The organism is Nonomuraea sp. NPDC051191 (assembly GCF_044455665.1).
Taxonomy (GTDB): domain Bacteria; phylum Actinomycetota; class Actinomycetes; order Streptosporangiales; family Streptosporangiaceae; genus Nonomuraea.
Window position 1 is genome coordinate 514571 of sequence record NZ_JBITEZ010000007.1, and the last position, 15257, is coordinate 529827.

Consider the following 15257-nt stretch of genomic DNA (forward strand, 5'->3'; position numbering starts at 1 on the left):
CGGCTGGGGGAGGGCCGAGGGGCGAACAGGGGGTTTCGGTCAGGGAGGGGCAGGTCAGGCGAGGTCGTTGCGCGCCTCCAGCGGGGTCGTCCGGGCCAGGGCGACCGTGCCGGCCGCGGTCAGGGCGGCGGCCGCGATCGGCGCGATGCCGGACGGCAGCGGCTCGCCGAGCAGCAGCGCCCCGAACGCCACCGCCGTGAGCGGGTCGGCGATCTGCAGCGAGGCGAAGGAGACGCCGAAGTGCCCGACGGCGTAGGCGCGTTGCAGCATCATGAGCGCCAGCAGCAGCGGGACCGGCAGGGCCAGCAGGTACCACCAGTTCCAGCCGCCGTCCACGAGCACGCGCATGAGCGTGGCGGTGGCGCCGTACAGGACGCCGGAGCCCGTGGCGAGCAGCGCGGCGCGGCCGGCGGGGGAGGCCGCCTTCGAGCCCGCCCACAGCAGCACCGTCGCGACGCCCGACACGGCGAGCAGGGTGAGTACGCCCGTGGGCGCCAGGTACGTCGGCCCGTCGGACTCGGGCACCAGCAGCACCAGGCCGATCAGCCCCGCCGCGACCACGCCCGCCGCGGCCAGTTCCTTGCCGGAGGGCCTGCGCCCGTGCAGCGCGGCGGCGATGGGCAGCGCGAACAGCAGGCTGGCCACCCCCATCGGCTGCACCACGGTCAGCGGGCCGAGCCCGAGTGCGACGATGTGCAGGCCGCCGCCCGTCACGATGGAGACGCCGCCGAGCAGCCAGCGCGGCCTGCGCAGCAGGGTCAGCAGAGCGGGCTTCGCCGAGCCCGCCGCCTCGAACTGCTGCAGCGCGGCTCCGAGCGCGAAGAACAGCGAACCGACCAGCGCGATCGCCGCGGCCAGCACACTCATTGCTCACTCCCTTCAGACGGATGGTTGCCGGACAGGGTCAAACGGACGTGTCCGCCGGAAGACGTTCCGGGGAAGGCTGGGTGGCGCACCGCTTCCTGGTCCACCGCACCAGCTCGACGAGCCCGGTGATCGACAGCGCGATCCCGAGGCCCAGCAGCAGGCCCTTGATCGGGTCGTTCTCGAAGGCCATGCCGCCGAAGAAGCCGATCAGCCCGGAGTACACCGCCCACGAGCTCGCCGCGATGGCGTCGAAGAACGTGAACGAGCGCAGCGGATGACCCACGGCGCCCATGGTCAGCGTCGTCGCGGTGCGCCCGCCGGGGATGTACCTGGCCACGATCAGCACCATTCCGCCCCGCTCGGCCAGCGCGCCGCGCGCCCAGACGAACGCCTTCTTGTCCCGCAGCCGCCTGGCCGACTTGTTGCCGATCAGGTACGACACGTGGTCGCCCACGAACGCGCCGAGCGCCGCGACCACGATCACCAGAGCCAGGTTGGTCTGGCCGGAGGCGGCGAACACCGCCGCGGTGATGACCGACGTCTCGGCGGGCACGATGGGGAAGAAACCGTCGAGCAGCGCCAGGGCGAACAGCGCCACGTACAACCATGGCGATGACATCACCTGCTGGACCAGGTCGAGAATGGCGTGCGACATATGGGTGGACTCCGATCGTCAGGGCACTCACAAAGCCTGTCGGTGTGAGCGGACCGGGGACATCGGGGATGCCCCCGGTCGAACGCGGGCCCTTCCCCTAGGAGGGTCAGGGCCGCCTACCCCATGAAGGTAGAAATTCCGCAGGTCGTGGCGCATCGGACCATCGGCACGCGTCACCCCCTACTTTCGTCAGGGGCGGACCTGCGACTTCCGTGTGACACCCACGATCAAACCGGTTGCGCGCCCCGGAAACAGGAGAGGAGGTATCCGCCTTTCAGGTGGAGCTAGCCCCACCGTGACCGGTGCGGCAGGCCCCACCCTGACTTTCGTCAGGGGTGCCGGATGACCTTCGGGCGGGACGCGCCCCGGCCGGCGGCGGATACCGTCGGTGCGTGAACCGTCTGCGCCGTGAGAATCGCCGTCAGGTCGTCTCGGACCTGCTGCTCTGGGTCGTCCTGAGCATCTTCGTGACCGCCATGGGCCCCGACCCGTTCGTCGACCCTGCCGCGTTCGCGATGGTGACCCTGCCCAGGGTGGGCCTCGCCGCGCTGGCCGTGCTCGTGGGCCGGCCCTGGCCGCTGGCGGCGCTGGTGCTGCTGCTGCCGCTCGGCCCGTGGCGCTTCACCGACGGCTTCGCGACGGTGGACCTGACGTGGCTGCTGCCCCGGCGCGACGTGAAGATCCTCCCGCTGCTCGCCACCTCGCCGTTCATCATCTGGTACGCCTACCTCACCGGCCGGCGCATGGCCCGGCTGTGGCCCGCGGGGGCCCTGTTCTGCCTGATCACGGCCGTCGGGTGCGCGGTCGTGCTGGTCCAGGGCGGCGACCTGGCACTGTGGGTGTCGATGGGCACCGGGCTCGTCGGCACGTACGCGGTGCCGTACCTGCTGGGGCTGCTCCGGCGCGGCCTGCTCCAGCAACGGCGGCAGGCGCGGCTGTCGGTCGAGGCGCAGGCGCGGCTGCGCGAGCGGGCCAGGATCGCCCGCGAGATGCACGACTCGCTCGGCCACGACCTGGCGCTGATCGCGGTCCGCGCCGGCGGGCTCGAAGTCGCCCCCGGCCTCGGCCCGGCCCAGGTCAGGGCGGCCGGCGAGCTGCGCATGGCGGCGGCCGACGCGACCGAGCGGCTGCGCCAGATCATCGGCCTGCTGCGCGAGGAGGCCGAGGCGGCCCCGCTGTCCCCGGTGGACGAGGACGTCGCCGAGCTGGTCGGCCGGGCCCGGGACTCCGGCATGTCGATCACCCTCGACCTGGCGCCGGGGGCGTCGTCCGAGCTGGCGCACGCCGTCGTCCAGGAGGGGCTCACGAACGCGGCCAAGCACGCGCCCGGGGCGGCGGTCGCCGTGTCGGTCGCGCCGCACCGGGTGGTCGTGCGCAACGGCCCGCCGCGCTCGCGTCCCAGCGCCCGGTCCGGCGGGCTGGGCCTGGCGGGGCTGCGCGAGCGCGTACGGCTGGCCGGCGCCACGCTGACCGCCGGACCCGACGGCAACGGCTTCAGCCTGGCCGTCGAGCTCCCCCACGCGGGGGAGGCGGATCCCCGCCGCTCGGGAGGAGAAGAGCCCGCCTGAGCCGCACGATCGGAGCATGACAGAACAGCGAGCGGGCATCGGCCGGCTCACCGCCGCGATCGTGGCGGTCGCCGCCACGCTGCCCTATCTCACGATCAAGACGCTCTGGCTGACCGGCGACTCCGTCGGCGTCTCCGACCCCGCGCTCATGGAGGGCGGGCAGATGATGGGGATGAACGCGCTGACCTTCGCCATGGAGGCCGTCGGCCTGCTGCTGGCGCTGGCCTTCACCATGCGCTGGGGCATGCGGCTGCCCGCCTGGCTGGTGCTGCTGCCACTGTGGGTGGGCACCGGCCTGCTGTCGGTGCTGGCCGTCACGACCCCGCTGATCCTGCTGGTCGGCGGCCTGGACGTCTTCAGCGGCGGCCCCATCCGGACGTGGGTCTACCTGGTCGTCTACGGCGGCTTCATCACCCTGGGCCTGGCCCTCATGACGGCCTTCTCCCTCTATGCCCGCGACCGCTGGCCGGCCGTCTTCGTCACCCCGGTCCGCTCGCCCTTCCCGAGTGCGACCCGGTCGTTGCAGGAGGTGGTGGCCTGGGGTGCGCTCCTGGCGGCGGCCGCCGTGGCGGTGCTGCGCGTCGTCCTGGCGTTCGACGGGACCGCCCAGGCGATCCAGAACGGGGTGAAGGCCGTGCTGGCGGTCGGCGGGGCGGCCGCGCTCGTGGCCCTGGTCAGGCGGCGCGGGAACGGTCCGTTCTGGCGGCCGCTGGTTCTGGCCTGGCTGGGGTCGGGCTCGCTGTTCGGCTGGGGGCTGTTCTCGATGATCGTCCGGTCCACGGGCGGCCCGCTGGCCTACGGCGGCACGGGCGTCGCGGACTTCGCCGAGCTGTTCGGCATGCTGACCGGGCTGGTCATGGGGATGTGCGGAGCGTTCCTGCTGGCCGAACGGTCAGGCGTGGGCCACGTGCAGCCGGGCCAGGACGCGCTTGAAGGCGAGGATCGAGAAAGTGATCGCCAGCCCGCTGATCACGGCCACCGCTGAGGTGCGCAGCACCATGAACGCGCCCAGCGAGCCCTCCAGCTTCTCGTAGACGGCCAGGAAGATGCTCAGCGTCGAGTTGGCCAGCAGCACGAACGCCCACAGCAGCGTGATCCTGGCGAAGAACCTGCGCACCCGCTCGTGCTTGAGCACCGCCGACGGCAGATGGATGTAGTCGAGGGTCAGCTTCTGCACCAGCGGCCGGTTGAGCCGGACGGAGGCCAGGAACACCATGCTGATGCAGATCGTGCCCAGCTCCGGCTGGATGAAGAACCACATCCAGGTGCCCGTCCAGAACGACACCAGGGCCCGTACCGTGATCGCGAACGCGGCCAGGAACATGGTGGCGGGCACCTTGACCCCTCTGACCAGCCGCCAGGCCACGCCGAGGTACACCCAGGAGACCGTGGCCACCAGGGCCCACTTGAAGCCCAGCACGACCATGGCGAGGTAGAACACCAGCAGGGGGGCGACCACGCCTTCGAGCAGGCGGGGGGCCGCCTGACGGGCGAGCGCGGTCAGACGGGGGAGGGCGACCGGATGGTGGTTCAAGGCTGCTCCGCAGATAGGCCGACGATCAGCGTCTACCCGGGCTTCGGGGGTCAAGGCTTGCCGGATGGACCGGTCGTCGTCACCGACGAGTGCGACCCCGAAGGCCGGTGGCCTACCGTACCGGAGCCCGGTGAGTAGGACTGCCGCTTTTGACGCGTTCCAGCTGTTCCATACGAAACCAGTCCACCCTTGAACCCGGCTTTCAGCCGAGTGACGCCGTGGCGAGCTTGGCGCCGAATCCGAGGAACAGCGCGCCGACGCCCGAGGTCAGGCCCGCGCTGAGCTTCTTGTGCCGGCGGAACTGGGCGGCCAGGAACGTTCCGGAGAAGATCAGCGTGGTGAGGTAGAGCACGCTGAAGACCTGGATCACCGCGCCCAGGATGAGGAAGGACAGCCAGGGGGCGCTGTAACCGGGGTCCACGAACGGGATGAAGAACGACAGGAAGAACAGGATCGCCTTCGGGTTCAGCAGGCTGATCGTCAGGGCCTTGCGGAACGGCCGCGCCTGACGTACGGGGGCCGCCGCGGCGTCGGCCGTCGTCGCCGGACCGGCCCGCCAGGCCCGTACCGCGCCGCGGATCATCTGGAAGCCGAGCCAGGCCAGGTAGGCGGCGCCCGCGTACTTGACGACGGTGAACAGCACGGGCGTCGCGCGCAGCAGGGACGCGGCCCCGGCGGCGGCGAGCACCATCAGGACGGTGTCGCCGAGGAACACGCCCATCGCGGCCCGGTAGCCCTGCCGGACGCCGTGCTGGGCGGCGAAGCTGAGGACGTACAGGGAGTTCGGGCCGGGGAGCAGCACGATGAAGAAGGCGCCGACGACGTAGGTCCAGACGTCCGTGATACCGAAGAACACGCTTAACGGTATCGCGTGATATATGCCGATTCAGTCGCCTGGTGGTCGCTCATTGCGACGCACATGCCTATTGACCGAGTAGGGATACTCGTGAATATCTGGTGTCATGGCACTCTGGACCCCCGACCCCACGTTCTACCCCTCCCCGCGCGACGCCGTCGAGGCCCCCGTGGAGAAGCTGGCCTACGTCGCCGCCTTCGACAGGTCGGCGCAGCGTCCGGACGCGCTGGCCGTGCTCGACACCGACCCCGCCTCCCCGGCCTACGGCACGATCGTCGGCTGGACCGACCTGCCCGGCACCGGCGACGAGCTGCACCACTTCGGCTGGAACGCCTGCAGCAGCGCCCTGTGCCCGAACGCGCCGCACCCGCACGTCGAGCGGCGCTACCTGGTCGTCCCCGGGCTGCGCTCCTCGCGCATCCACATCTACGACACCAAGGACCGGGTCAGCCCCGAGCTGGTCAAGGTGATCGACGCCGAGTCCCTGGCCAGGCGGGCGGGCTACTCCCGCCCGCACACCGTCCACTGCGGGCCCGAGGGCCTGTACGTCTCGGCGCTCGGCGGCGCGGACGGCGCCGAGGGGCCCGGCGGGATCGCCGTGCTCGACCACACCTCCTTCGAGGTGCTCGGCCGGTGGGAGCTGGACCGGGGGCCGCAGTACCTGGCCTACGACTTCTGGTGGCACATCAACCACGACGTGCTGATCACCTCCGAGTGGGGCACGCCGTCCATGATCGAGGACGGCGTGGTCGGAGAACTGCTGCTCGGCCGCAAGTACGGCCACAAACTGCACTTCTGGGACCTGCGTAAGCGCAAGCACGTCCAGGAGGTGGATCTGGGCGACCAGTACCAGATGCCGCTGGAGCTGCGCCCCGCCCACGACCCCACCCGCCTGTACGGCTTCGTCGGCGTGGTCACCAGCGTGGAGGACCTGTCGGCCTCCGTCTGGCTGTGGTTCCACGAGGACGGTCGCTGGCAGGCGCGGCAGGTCATCACCATCCCCGCCGAGCCGGCCGATCCCGCCCTGCTGCCGCCGGTGCTCCAGCCGTTCGCCGCCGTGCCGCCGCTGGTCACCGACATCGCCCTGTCCGTGGACGACCAGCGCCTCTACGTCTCGTGCTGGGGCACCGGGGAGCTGAAGCAGTACGACGTCTCGGACCCGTACAAGCCGGTCGAACTGGGGTCGTTGCGCATCGGCGGCATCACCCGGCGCACCCCGCACCCCGCCGAACCCGGCCTGCCGCTGCGCGGCGGCCCCCAGATGGTCGAGGTGAGCCGCGACGGCCGCCGCGTCTACCTCACCAACTCCCTGTACGGCTCCTGGGACGACCAGTTCTACCCCGAGGGCGTCGGAGCCTGGCTCGCCAAGGTGGACGCCGACTCCTTCACCTTCGACACCCGCTTCTTCCCCCACGGCGACGCCTTCCGCGGCCTGCGCCCCCACCAGGTACGCCTCCAGGGCGGCGACGCCTCCTCCGACTCCTACTGCTACCCCTGACCCCACCCGCGGCCAAGGTTCCGCCCCGACGCCCCCATCGTCCCGCCCTTGACGGGTTCCTGCTCTCCGTCGCTCTGCCCCTTGCGAGTTCCGGCTTCCCGTCGTCCCGCCCGAGGTGAGGTTCTGCCGACCGTGACCATGCCTGCCATGAGCACCGCGACCGTCCTGCTGCTCGGGGCCTTCCACGGTCTGAACCCGGCCATGGGCTGGCTCTTCGCGGTGGCTCGCGGTCTCCAGGAGCGCAGCCGTGACCTGCTGCTGCAGTCGCTCCCCGTGATCGCCTTGGGCCACCTGGCGTCGGTGGCCCTGGTCGCCCTGGTGGTGGCCGCCACCGGCTCCGTGGTGACGGGCGCGGCGCTGCCGGTGATCGGCGGGCTGGTACTGGTGGCGTTCGGGTTGTGGCGGCTGCTGTCCAACCGCCACTTCCGCTGGGTGGGCATGCGACTGTCGCTCGGCCAGCTCGCCGGGTGGTCGTTCCTGATGTCGTCGGCCCACGGCGCGGGCCTGATGCTGCTGCCCGTCCTCACCGGGATGCGGGCGGAGGGCCACGCGGGCCACGCCGTCTCAGGCGGACTGGCGGTGGCGGCCCTCCACACGCTGGCCATGTTCGTGGTGGCCGGCGTCGTGGCCGTGGTGGTCTACGAGGTGCTCGGCCTGACGATCCTGCGCCGGGCCTGGTTCAACGTGGACCGCATGTGGGCCGTCGCCCTGATCGGCGCCGGCGTGCTCACACTCCTCCAGGCCTGACCGGACCGCCGTCGTCGAACACGTCGGAGAGACTGGTCGCGTGGACGGCCCTGCCGATCCAGGTTTCGATCACGGCCAAGTCGGTGCAGGAGACGACACGCTCCCGCACGTCATCGGGAACCACCACACCACGGCGCTCAAGCAGCGACAGCAGCGCTTTGGCTGTGCCGCGCGCCAGGCCCACCGCTTCGCCTTCGGCGCGGAGCATCTCGGCGTACTCGGATCGGTAGCGGTAGGTCATGGGCGTCGTCAGCCCTATTCCTGCTGCTCGTCGTCCACGCCGAAGATGTCGGAGAGGCTGGTCGCGTGGACGGCCCTGCCGATCCAGGTTTCGATCAGGGTGGTGTCGGTGCAGGACATGATGCGCTTCCGTGCGGCGTCGGGAACCACCACACCACGGTGGTCGAGCAACAGAAGCAGTGCTCGGACTTCGCCGTCGGCGCGGAGCATTTGGGCGTACTCGGACTGGTAGCGGTAGGTCTTGGTCGCCATCAGATCTCTCCAGATTCGTCGGGCGTCGGTGTTTCCGAGGCCTACTTCGGTTTGTTCGGCGATGTGTCCGGCGCTGGTGGTGTCAGTGGTGTCCAAGGCGTCTGCCAGGACTTCCAGTATGGCAGTGACCTCGCCGGAACGGGCGTGGGTGAGCGCCGAGAACATGGTGAGCACCACGTCGTTCACCGCCTCGGCGAGGTCGTCGATCACGGGGATGTTGTGCGGGCCCACGACGACCGCGCGGACGGACAGGGTCGGCCAGTCCGGCAGGCCGATCGTCTTGGGGGCGGCGGCCCAGGTGGCGGTCGCCTCGTCCTGGCAGATCACCAGCAGCGTCACCGGGCAGTTGAACTTGACGTGCACGTGGCTGATGTAGTGCGCCCAGGCGGCGGTCTTGCGCTCGTCGGGCTTCGACTGCGACTCGCTGATGACCACGTGCCGTCCCTCCAGGGACGTGAACATCATGATCGTGTCCGCGCGCCGCTCGATCGGCTTGATCTCGGTCAGGTCGGTGTCCACCACCGCGACCTCGGTCGGGGACGGGAAGGGGATGTCGAGCACCTTGAAGACGCTCGTGTAGAGCTCTGGATTGTCACGGAAGACGCGATGCAGCGCTTCGTGTTGGAGGGAGATCATGCGCGGAACGTTAGCGTCTGATGACACTGTGTGCTGACAAATAACGGACAGCAGGCGCTTGACGGTGGAAAGAACTTATCCGTGGAAGAAAGGGCGGTAGAAAAACCTCTACCTGAGCATGTTCGCAGGCAGGGCAGGATGTGGTGCGTGCGGATATCCATCCTGGGGCCGTTGGAGGTCGAGGGCGACGGAGGGCCGGTCGCGGTCGGTGGTCTCCGGCTGCGGGCGCTGCTGGCCGTGCTGGCGCTCGAAGCGGGCCGTTTGGTCACCGCCGAGCGCCTGATCGACGTGCTCTGGCCGCAGGAGCCGCCCGCCAACGCGGCCAACGCGCTGCAGACGCTGGTCAGACGGCTGCGGGCGGCGCTCAGGCCGGACGAGGTGATCGACAGCCGCCCCGGCGGGTACGCCCTCGCGCTGCCCGCCGAACAGGTGGACGCGCTGGCGTTCCGGCGGCTGGCGGGCGAGGACCCCGAACGGGCGCTGGCGTTGTGGCGGGGGGCGGCGCTGGCGGATCTGACGTCGGTCCCGTACCTGGCCGACGTGGCGACCGCGTTGGAGCAGGAGCGGCTGGCGGCGGTCGAGGCCAGGGCCGAGCGCCTGCTGGCGGACGGGCGGCCGGTCGAGCTCACCGCCGAGGTGGCGGCGCATCCGTTGCGCGAGCGGCTGGTCGGGCTGGCCATGCGCGGGCTGGCCGCGTCGGGACGGCAGGCCGAGGCGCTGGAGATGTTCGAGCGCACCCGCCACCGGCTGGCCGACGAGCTGGGCGTCGATCCCGGCGCCGAGCTGCGGGCCGCGCACCTGGCCGTGTTGTCGGCCGAACCGCCTCCGGCCGCTTGGCCCAGGAGCAGGCCCAAGGGAAACGTACGCAAGCCGCGCACCAGCTTCATCGGCCGGGAGGCCGAGCTCGGACGGCTCACCGACCTGCTCGGGCGGGACCGGCTGGTGACGCTCGTCGGCCCCGGCGGCGCGGGCAAGACCAGGTTGGCGACCGAAGCGGCCCTCCGCCTCGCCCCGGAACCCCGCGGACCAGTGACGGAAGGCCCCGGCACGCCGGCCGGGGAGGCCGGCACGCCCCGGACGGCCGGATGGCGCGATGGACGGCGGATCGTCGGGGAACCCGCCGGGGAGCCCGTCGCGGAGTCGCGTGGGGGGTGGCCGGCCGGGGCGTGGATGGTGGAGCTGGGGCCCGTCAGTGAGCCGGCCGGTGTGCCCGGGGCCGTGCTCGACGCGCTCGGCCTGCGCGACGACCGTCCCGGTTACCGGCCGCCCGAGGAGGCCCGCGACGTGGTCGAGCAGGTCGCCGAGGCGCTGGGCGGGCGGCCCCTGCTCGTCGTGCTGGACAACTGCGAGCACGTGGTGACGGCGGCGGCCGTGCTGGTGGAGCGGCTGCTCGACGAGTGCCCAGCGCTGCGGGTGCTGGCCACCAGCAGGGAGCCGCTCAACGTGCCGGGCGAGCGGCTGGTGCCCCTCCCGCCGCTCGAACCGCCGCCGGTGGGGGCCGGGGCGGACGAGGCGACGGCGTACCCGTCGGTGCGGTTGCTGGTCGACCGGGCGGCGGCGGCCCGGCCGTCGTTCGCCGTGGACGAGGAGAACGCGGCGGCCGTGGTCGCGCTCTGCCGCAGGCTCGACGGGATGCCGCTGGCGATCGAGCTGGCCGCCGCCCGGCTGCGGACGATGACGCCACGCCAGCTCGCCGACCGCCTGGACGACAGGTTCAGGCTGCTGGACGGCGGAAGCCGTACCGCGCTGCCGCGCCAGCAGACGCTGAGGGCGGTCGTCGAGTGGAGCTGGGACCTGCTCGACGAGGGGGAACGTGTGCTGGCCAGGCGGCTCGGCGTGTTCGCTGACAGCGCGACCCTGGAGGCCGTCGAGGAGGTGTGCGGCGGCACGGCCGACGTGCTCGGCGCGCTGGCCGACAAGTCCCTGGTACGCGTCTCGCCCGAAGGCCGCTACTCGATGCTGGAGACCATCCGCGCCTACGCCCTGGAACGCCTGGCCGAGGCCGGCGAGACCGCCGAGTACCGCGACCGGCACGCCCTCCACCTGCTCGACCTGGCCGAACGCGCGGTGCCCGAGCTGCGTACCGCCAGGCAGGTGGAGTGGATCGAGCGGCTCGCGGCCGAACGCGACGACTTCGCGGCGGCGCTGCGCTGGCTGATCGACCGGGGGGACGCCGGGCCCGCGTTGCGGCTGTGCGGGGCGCTCAACTGGTACTGGTGGATGTGCGGCTACCGGCGGGAGAGCGCGGCGTGGGCCGTGCAGGCGCTCGACCTGGCCGGGGACACGCCGCCCCCGGGGCTCGCCGCGGCGTACACGGCCTGCATGTTCGCCTACGGGATCGACATGTTCGGGACGATCAGCAACGACCGCGCGGCCATGACCGAGCTGTCGACCCGGATGGACACGCTGGTGGAGCGGGCCGTCCAGGAGGGGCCCGTGCACCCGCTGCTGCTGATCAGCAGGGTCGTCATGGCCGCCGCGGCCGGACGGGACGAGCAGGCGGCCGCGCTGCTCGGCGAGTACGCCGGCAGCGACGACCTGTGGTTGTCGTCCGCGGCCCTGATGATCGGTGGCCGGATGCGCTCGGCGTCGGAGCGGGAACGGGAGCTGGAGCAGGCGGTCGAGGGGTTCAGGCGGCTCGGCGACCGGTGGGGGCTGAGCGAGGCGCTGCTGGGGCTGGCCGACCTGCGGGCCGAGCGCGGCGCCCCGACCGACGACCTGATCGCCGAGACCTGGTCGCTGACCAGCGAGTGGGTCAGCGACGACGAGTCGATCTCCACCCTGATCCGGCTCGCCCAGGTCCGCCTGCGGGTGGACGACCTGGACGGCGCGGGCGCCGACCTGGCCCTGGCCAGGGCCCGGGTGGGGGAGGAGACGTCCCCGTGGACGCTGGTGCTGCTCGGCCTGGGCGAGGCCGCGTACGAGACGCGGCGCGGCGACCTGGACAGGAGCCTGGCGATCTACCGGGACATGAGCGGAGCCGTGGCGGCGGCACCCCAGGTGCCGCAGCTCACGGCGATGTACCTGACGTCCTACGGCAGGGTGCTGGCCCGCGCCGGCGACCTGGAGGCCGCGCTCGCCCGCCACCGCCAGGCGCTCGACGTGCTCGGGCACGTCCGCCCGGACCGCCCGCTGCTGTCGATGACGCTGGCCGGGTTCGCGCTGGCGGCGCAGGCCGCGGGTGACCAGGAACGGGCGGCGGTGCTGTTCGGCGGCGCGTCGGCGTTCGTCCCGCAGGACACCTCGCCCGAGACCGCGCAGGGACGCGCGGCGGCCGAGAAGGCACTGGGCGAGGAGCTCTTCGGCCGCCGCTTCGCCGAGGGCGCGGCGTTGTCGCTGGACGACCTCCACTCGCTGGTCGGCGGCACCACATAGGGAGAGCGTGCCGTCCGGCCCCGGCCCCGCGAAGCGGTCTCGATCACCGGACCTTGCGGTTGTAGGCGCGCAGGGCGAAGGGCGCGAACAGGGCGAGCAGCGCGGCGGCCCAGCCGAGCGTGATCCACACGTCGGAGGCCGCCAGACCGCCCACCATGAGGCCGCGCAGGGCTCCGGCCAGGTGCGAGACGGGGTTGACGCCCATCCACCAGGTCAGCCAGCCCGGCAGGTCGGTGGCGGGGATGAAGGCGCTGCTGCCGAATGTGAGCGGCAGCAGCACGGCCGTGGCGATGCCCTGCATCGAGGCGACCGACTTGGCCACCAGCCCGATCCAGGCCGACCCCCAGCTCAGGGCCGTCACCATGAGCAGCACCAGGCCGACCCCGGCCAGCGCGCTCAGCGGATCGGTCCGCACGCGGAAGCCGACGGCGTACCCCACGGCCAGTGACATGGCGATGGTGATCAGCAGGGTCAGCAGGTCGGCCATGATCCGTCCGGCCAGCGGCGCCGATCTGGCGATCGGCATGGTCCTGAACCGGTCGAACACGCCGTTGCCGATGTCGGTGGCCAGGTTCATGCCCGTCGTGATCGTCGCCATCAGCGCGACCTGGACGAGCACGCCGGGCAGCATGTACGACACCGCCCCGGCCCGGTCACCCCCGGCCGCCCCGCCGAACAGGTAGACGAAGATGACGATCATGAAAACGGGCTGGAGCAGCAGCCCGGCGAGCTGGCCGGGGTTGTTCCTCAGCGGGATCAGGCTGCGCCAGGCGAGCGTCAGCCCTTGGGAGAGCGCGGTGGTCATGAGCTTGCTCCGGTGAGTGTGCGGAAGACGTCGTCGAGGGAGGGCAGGCGCAGGGCGTGCTCGGCCAGCACGATCCCGGCGTCGTCCAGCCTTCCGAGCAGGTCGGGTGGCGCGGCCAGGTCGTGCACGGGGACGCTGAGCAGCCCGTCCACGGCCGCCACGCCGAGGATCGAGCCGGCCTTCTCCAGGTCGTCGGCGCGCAGCGGCCGGACGTCCAGCCGGTGGCCGCCGGCCAGCGCCTTGAGCTCGGCCGGCGTGCCGCTCGCCGCCACCCGGCCGCGGTCGACCACCAGCAGGTCGTCGGCGAGTTGGTCGGCCTCCTCCAGGTACTGGGTGGTCAGCAGGACCGTCACCCCGTCCGCGACCAGCTCCCTGACGACGTCCCACAGGTCGCCGCGGGCCCGCGGGTCGAGGCCGGTGGTCGGCTCGTCCAGGAACAGGATCCGGGGCCGGCTGACCAGGCTGACCGCCAGGTCGAGCCGGCGGCGCATGCCGCCCGAGTACCCGCCGGCCGCCCGGCCCGCCGCCTCCTCCAGGCCGAACCTGGCCAGCAGCTCGGCGGCCCTGACCCTGGCGGCGGCCCTGGACAGGCCGAGCAGGCGGCCGACGAGCACGAGGTTCTGGGTGCCGGTCAGCTTCTCGTCGACCGAGGCGTACTGGCCGGTCAGGGCGATCAGCTCGCGGACCCGGCGGGCCTGGGTGACGACGTCGTACCCGCCGACCGTGGCGTGGCCGGCGTCAGGGGCGGCGAGGGTGGCCAGGATGCGTACGGCGGTGGTCTTGCCCGCGCCGTTGGGGCCGAGCACGCCGAGCACGGTGCCGGTCCTGACCCGCAGGCCGACGCCGTCCAGCGCGGTCTTGTCGCCGTACCGCTTGACGAGCCCTTCCGCTTCGATCGCGTATGTCATGTCCCTACTGTCGAGGGGCACGCTGGCAGCGCCCTGGCAGCTACCTGTCAGCCGCCGCCAGCGGCTGGACCCGGTGCGGCACCACGGTCGACAGCGTGATGACCGTGGTGCTCCTGCGCACGCCGGGGATCGTCAGCATCTGGTCGATGACCCGCTGGATGTGCTCGTTGTCGCGGCCCGCGATGCGGCACCACACGTCGCCCGGACCGGTCACGATGCAGGCTTCGAGCAGCTCGGGGATGGACTCCAGGGTCCTGGAGATGTGCTCGCGGGCGGCCTGCTCGACCTCCAGGGTGGTGAACGCCTGCACCGGGTAGCCGAGGGCGGCGGGGGACAGGTTCGGGCCGTAGTCGGTGATCACCCCGTCCGCGGCCATCCGGTCCAGCCTGGCCTGTACGGTCCCGCGCGCCACCCCGAGCAGCCGGGCGATCTCCAGCAGCCCGCTGCGCGGCCGGTCGGCGATCAGGCGGAGGACACGCAGGTCCAGATCGTCGAGCCCGCGGCGACGTGCCGGCATATTCGCCTCCCAAAAGCCCATTCGGCTGTCAGATCGGCAGCATACGGCGAGCGGTGTTGTCAGACCCGCCGGTCGTGCGGAGACTGCGGATCTTATGGAGCACCAGTATCCGTTCGTCCCCTACCGGCCCGAACGCTACGACGCCGACGAGATGATCAAGCGCGGGGAGGAGTTCCACGCGCTGGCCGACCGGCGGCGCAGCGTGCGCTTCTTCAGCGACGAGCCGGTGCCGTACCGGTGCGTCGAGCTGGCCGTACGGGCGGCCAACACCGCGCCGTCGGGCGCGCACCAGCAGCCGTGGAAGTTCGTGGCGATCGGCGACCCCGAGACCAAGCGGCGCATCCGCGAGGCCGCCGAGGAGGAGGAGCGCCGCAACTACGAGGGCGGCCGGCTGCCGCAGGAGTGGCGCGAGGCGCTGGCGCCGCTGGAGACCACCTCCGACAAGGGCTACCTGGAGGTCGTGCCCTGGCTGGTGGTCTGCTTCGCCGAGAAGTACGGCGTGCGCCCCGGCGGCCGCAAGGTCAAGCACTACTACGTCAACGAGAGCGTGGGCATCGCCTGCGGCCTGTTCATCACCGCCCTGCACGCCATGGGCCTGTCCACGCTCACCCACACCCCCAACCCGATGGCCTTCCTCACCGACATCTGCGAACGCCCGGCCAACGAGCGGCCCTACATCCTGTTCCCCGTCGGGTACGCCGCCCCCGATGCCGAAGTGCCCGATCTTGCCAGGAAACCGCTGGAAGAGACGCTGATCCGGTTCGACGGAAAATTGGGCCTTTCCTAGGGCACTGTTCGT

The 15257-nt window shown here is 71.8% G+C and carries 15 protein-coding genes; 6 read left to right on the forward strand and 9 right to left on the reverse strand.

Annotated elements, in window-relative coordinates:
• Positions 1-54 precede the first annotated feature (54 nt).
• Both ACIA8R_RS23295 and ACIA8R_RS23300 read right to left on the reverse strand, forming a co-directional pair.
• On the reverse strand, positions 55-867 hold the full coding sequence (locus ACIA8R_RS23295) for a DMT family transporter (RefSeq protein WP_357707194.1): 813 nt from the start codon (positions 865-867) through the stop codon (positions 55-57).
• 37 nt (positions 868-904) lie between these two features.
• Positions 905-1522 carry a DedA family protein gene (locus ACIA8R_RS23300; protein WP_397040278.1) on the reverse strand — a complete coding sequence of 206 codons (618 nt, stop codon included), beginning with the start codon at positions 1520-1522 and terminating at the stop codon, positions 905-907.
• Positions 1523-1914: 392 nt separating this feature from the next.
• On the opposite strand from ACIA8R_RS23300, the gene ACIA8R_RS23305 reads away from it, so the two are divergent.
• Entirely contained in the window at positions 1915-3090 is a 1176-nt protein-coding gene (locus tag ACIA8R_RS23305; RefSeq protein ID WP_397040279.1) for a sensor histidine kinase, read from the forward strand.
• A gap of 16 nt (positions 3091-3106) precedes the next feature.
• The gene (locus tag ACIA8R_RS23310) at positions 3107-4075 is read left to right on the forward strand and encodes a hypothetical protein (protein WP_364099710.1); all 969 of its coding nucleotides are present in this window, start codon (positions 3107-3109) and stop codon (positions 4073-4075) included.
• Here the strand turns inward: ACIA8R_RS23310 and ACIA8R_RS23315 are convergent.
• Positions 3983-4624 carry a VC0807 family protein gene (locus tag ACIA8R_RS23315; protein ID WP_357707198.1) on the reverse strand — a complete coding sequence of 214 codons (642 nt, stop codon included), beginning with the start codon at positions 4622-4624 and terminating at the stop codon, positions 3983-3985. The genes ACIA8R_RS23310 and ACIA8R_RS23315 overlap by 93 nt on opposite strands.
• Before the next feature lie 202 nt (positions 4625-4826).
• Complete coding sequence (gene leuE, locus ACIA8R_RS23320; RefSeq protein ID WP_357707199.1) at positions 4827-5480, reverse strand: leucine efflux protein LeuE; 654 nt, start codon at positions 5478-5480, stop codon at positions 4827-4829.
• A gap of 106 nt (positions 5481-5586) precedes the next feature.
• Between leuE and ACIA8R_RS23325 the strand changes: the two genes are divergently transcribed.
• Positions 5587-6978, forward strand: a complete 1392-nt coding sequence (locus tag ACIA8R_RS23325; protein ID WP_357707201.1) for a selenium-binding protein SBP56-related protein — start codon at positions 5587-5589, stop codon at positions 6976-6978.
• A 147-nt stretch (positions 6979-7125) separates the two neighbouring features.
• Entirely contained in the window at positions 7126-7725 is a 600-nt protein-coding gene (locus ACIA8R_RS23330) for a hypothetical protein (RefSeq protein WP_397040282.1), read from the forward strand.
• Here the strand turns inward: ACIA8R_RS23330 and ACIA8R_RS23335 are convergent.
• On the reverse strand, positions 7706-7966 hold the full coding sequence (locus ACIA8R_RS23335) for a hypothetical protein (protein ID WP_397040284.1): 261 nt from the start codon (positions 7964-7966) through the stop codon (positions 7706-7708). The two genes, ACIA8R_RS23330 and ACIA8R_RS23335, sit on opposite strands and share 20 nt — an antisense overlap.
• A 14-nt stretch (positions 7967-7980) precedes the next feature.
• Positions 7981-8778, reverse strand: coding sequence for a hypothetical protein (locus ACIA8R_RS23340; RefSeq protein ID WP_397040286.1), 798 nt, complete (start codon positions 8776-8778; stop codon positions 7981-7983).
• A gap of 222 nt (positions 8779-9000) precedes the next feature.
• Between ACIA8R_RS23340 and ACIA8R_RS23345 the strand changes: the two genes are divergently transcribed.
• The gene (locus tag ACIA8R_RS23345) at positions 9001-12228 is read left to right on the forward strand and encodes a BTAD domain-containing putative transcriptional regulator (protein WP_397040288.1); all 3228 of its coding nucleotides are present in this window, start codon (positions 9001-9003) and stop codon (positions 12226-12228) included.
• Between the two features lie 43 nt (positions 12229-12271).
• On the opposite strand, the gene ACIA8R_RS23350 is transcribed toward ACIA8R_RS23345, so the two are convergent.
• Genes ACIA8R_RS23350 through ACIA8R_RS23360 form a run of 3 tightly spaced genes read right to left on the reverse strand, consistent with a single transcriptional unit; the run spans position 12272 to position 14458 of the window.
• Positions 12272-13033, reverse strand: coding sequence for an ABC transporter permease (locus tag ACIA8R_RS23350; RefSeq protein WP_357707208.1), 762 nt, complete (start codon positions 13031-13033; stop codon positions 12272-12274).
• Positions 13030-13941: an ATP-binding cassette domain-containing protein gene (locus ACIA8R_RS23355; protein WP_364099693.1), complete on the reverse strand. Its 912-nt coding sequence runs from the start codon at positions 13939-13941 to the stop codon at positions 13030-13032. Before ACIA8R_RS23355 ends, ACIA8R_RS23350 begins: the two co-directional genes overlap by 4 nt.
• Positions 13942-13981: 40 nt before the next feature.
• Positions 13982-14458 carry an Lrp/AsnC family transcriptional regulator gene (locus ACIA8R_RS23360; protein ID WP_357707211.1) on the reverse strand — a complete coding sequence of 159 codons (477 nt, stop codon included), beginning with the start codon at positions 14456-14458 and terminating at the stop codon, positions 13982-13984.
• Between the two features lie 94 nt (positions 14459-14552).
• Between ACIA8R_RS23360 and ACIA8R_RS23365 the strand changes: the two genes are divergently transcribed.
• The gene (locus tag ACIA8R_RS23365; protein ID WP_357707212.1) at positions 14553-15245 is read left to right on the forward strand and encodes a nitroreductase family protein; all 693 of its coding nucleotides are present in this window, start codon (positions 14553-14555) and stop codon (positions 15243-15245) included.
• The last annotated feature ends 12 nt before the right edge of the window (positions 15246-15257 follow it).

Excerpts from the sequence above, each read along its gene's own strand:
- ACIA8R_RS23295 (WP_357707194.1), bottom strand. The coding sequence starts at position 867 with ATGAGTGTGCTGGCCGCGGCGATCGCGCTGGTCGGTTCGCTGTTCTTC.
- ACIA8R_RS23300 (WP_397040278.1), bottom strand. The coding sequence starts at position 1,522 with ATGTCGCACGCCATTCTCGACCTGGTCCAGCAGGTGATGTCATCGCCA.
- ACIA8R_RS23310 (WP_364099710.1), top strand. The coding sequence starts at position 3,107 with ATGACAGAACAGCGAGCGGGCATCGGCCGGCTCACCGCCGCGATCGTG.
- ACIA8R_RS23325 (WP_357707201.1), top strand. The coding sequence starts at position 5,587 with ATGGCACTCTGGACCCCCGACCCCACGTTCTACCCCTCCCCGCGCGAC.
- ACIA8R_RS23330 (WP_397040282.1), top strand. The coding sequence starts at position 7,126 with ATGAGCACCGCGACCGTCCTGCTGCTCGGGGCCTTCCACGGTCTGAAC.
- ACIA8R_RS23335 (WP_397040284.1), bottom strand. The coding sequence starts at position 7,966 with ATGACCTACCGCTACCGATCCGAGTACGCCGAGATGCTCCGCGCCGAA.
- ACIA8R_RS23350 (WP_357707208.1), bottom strand. The coding sequence starts at position 13,033 with ATGACCACCGCGCTCTCCCAAGGGCTGACGCTCGCCTGGCGCAGCCTG.
- ACIA8R_RS23355 (WP_364099693.1), bottom strand. The coding sequence starts at position 13,941 with ATGACATACGCGATCGAAGCGGAAGGGCTCGTCAAGCGGTACGGCGAC.
- ACIA8R_RS23360 (WP_357707211.1), bottom strand. The coding sequence starts at position 14,458 with ATGCCGGCACGTCGCCGCGGGCTCGACGATCTGGACCTGCGTGTCCTC.
- ACIA8R_RS23365 (WP_357707212.1), top strand. The coding sequence starts at position 14,553 with ATGGAGCACCAGTATCCGTTCGTCCCCTACCGGCCCGAACGCTACGAC.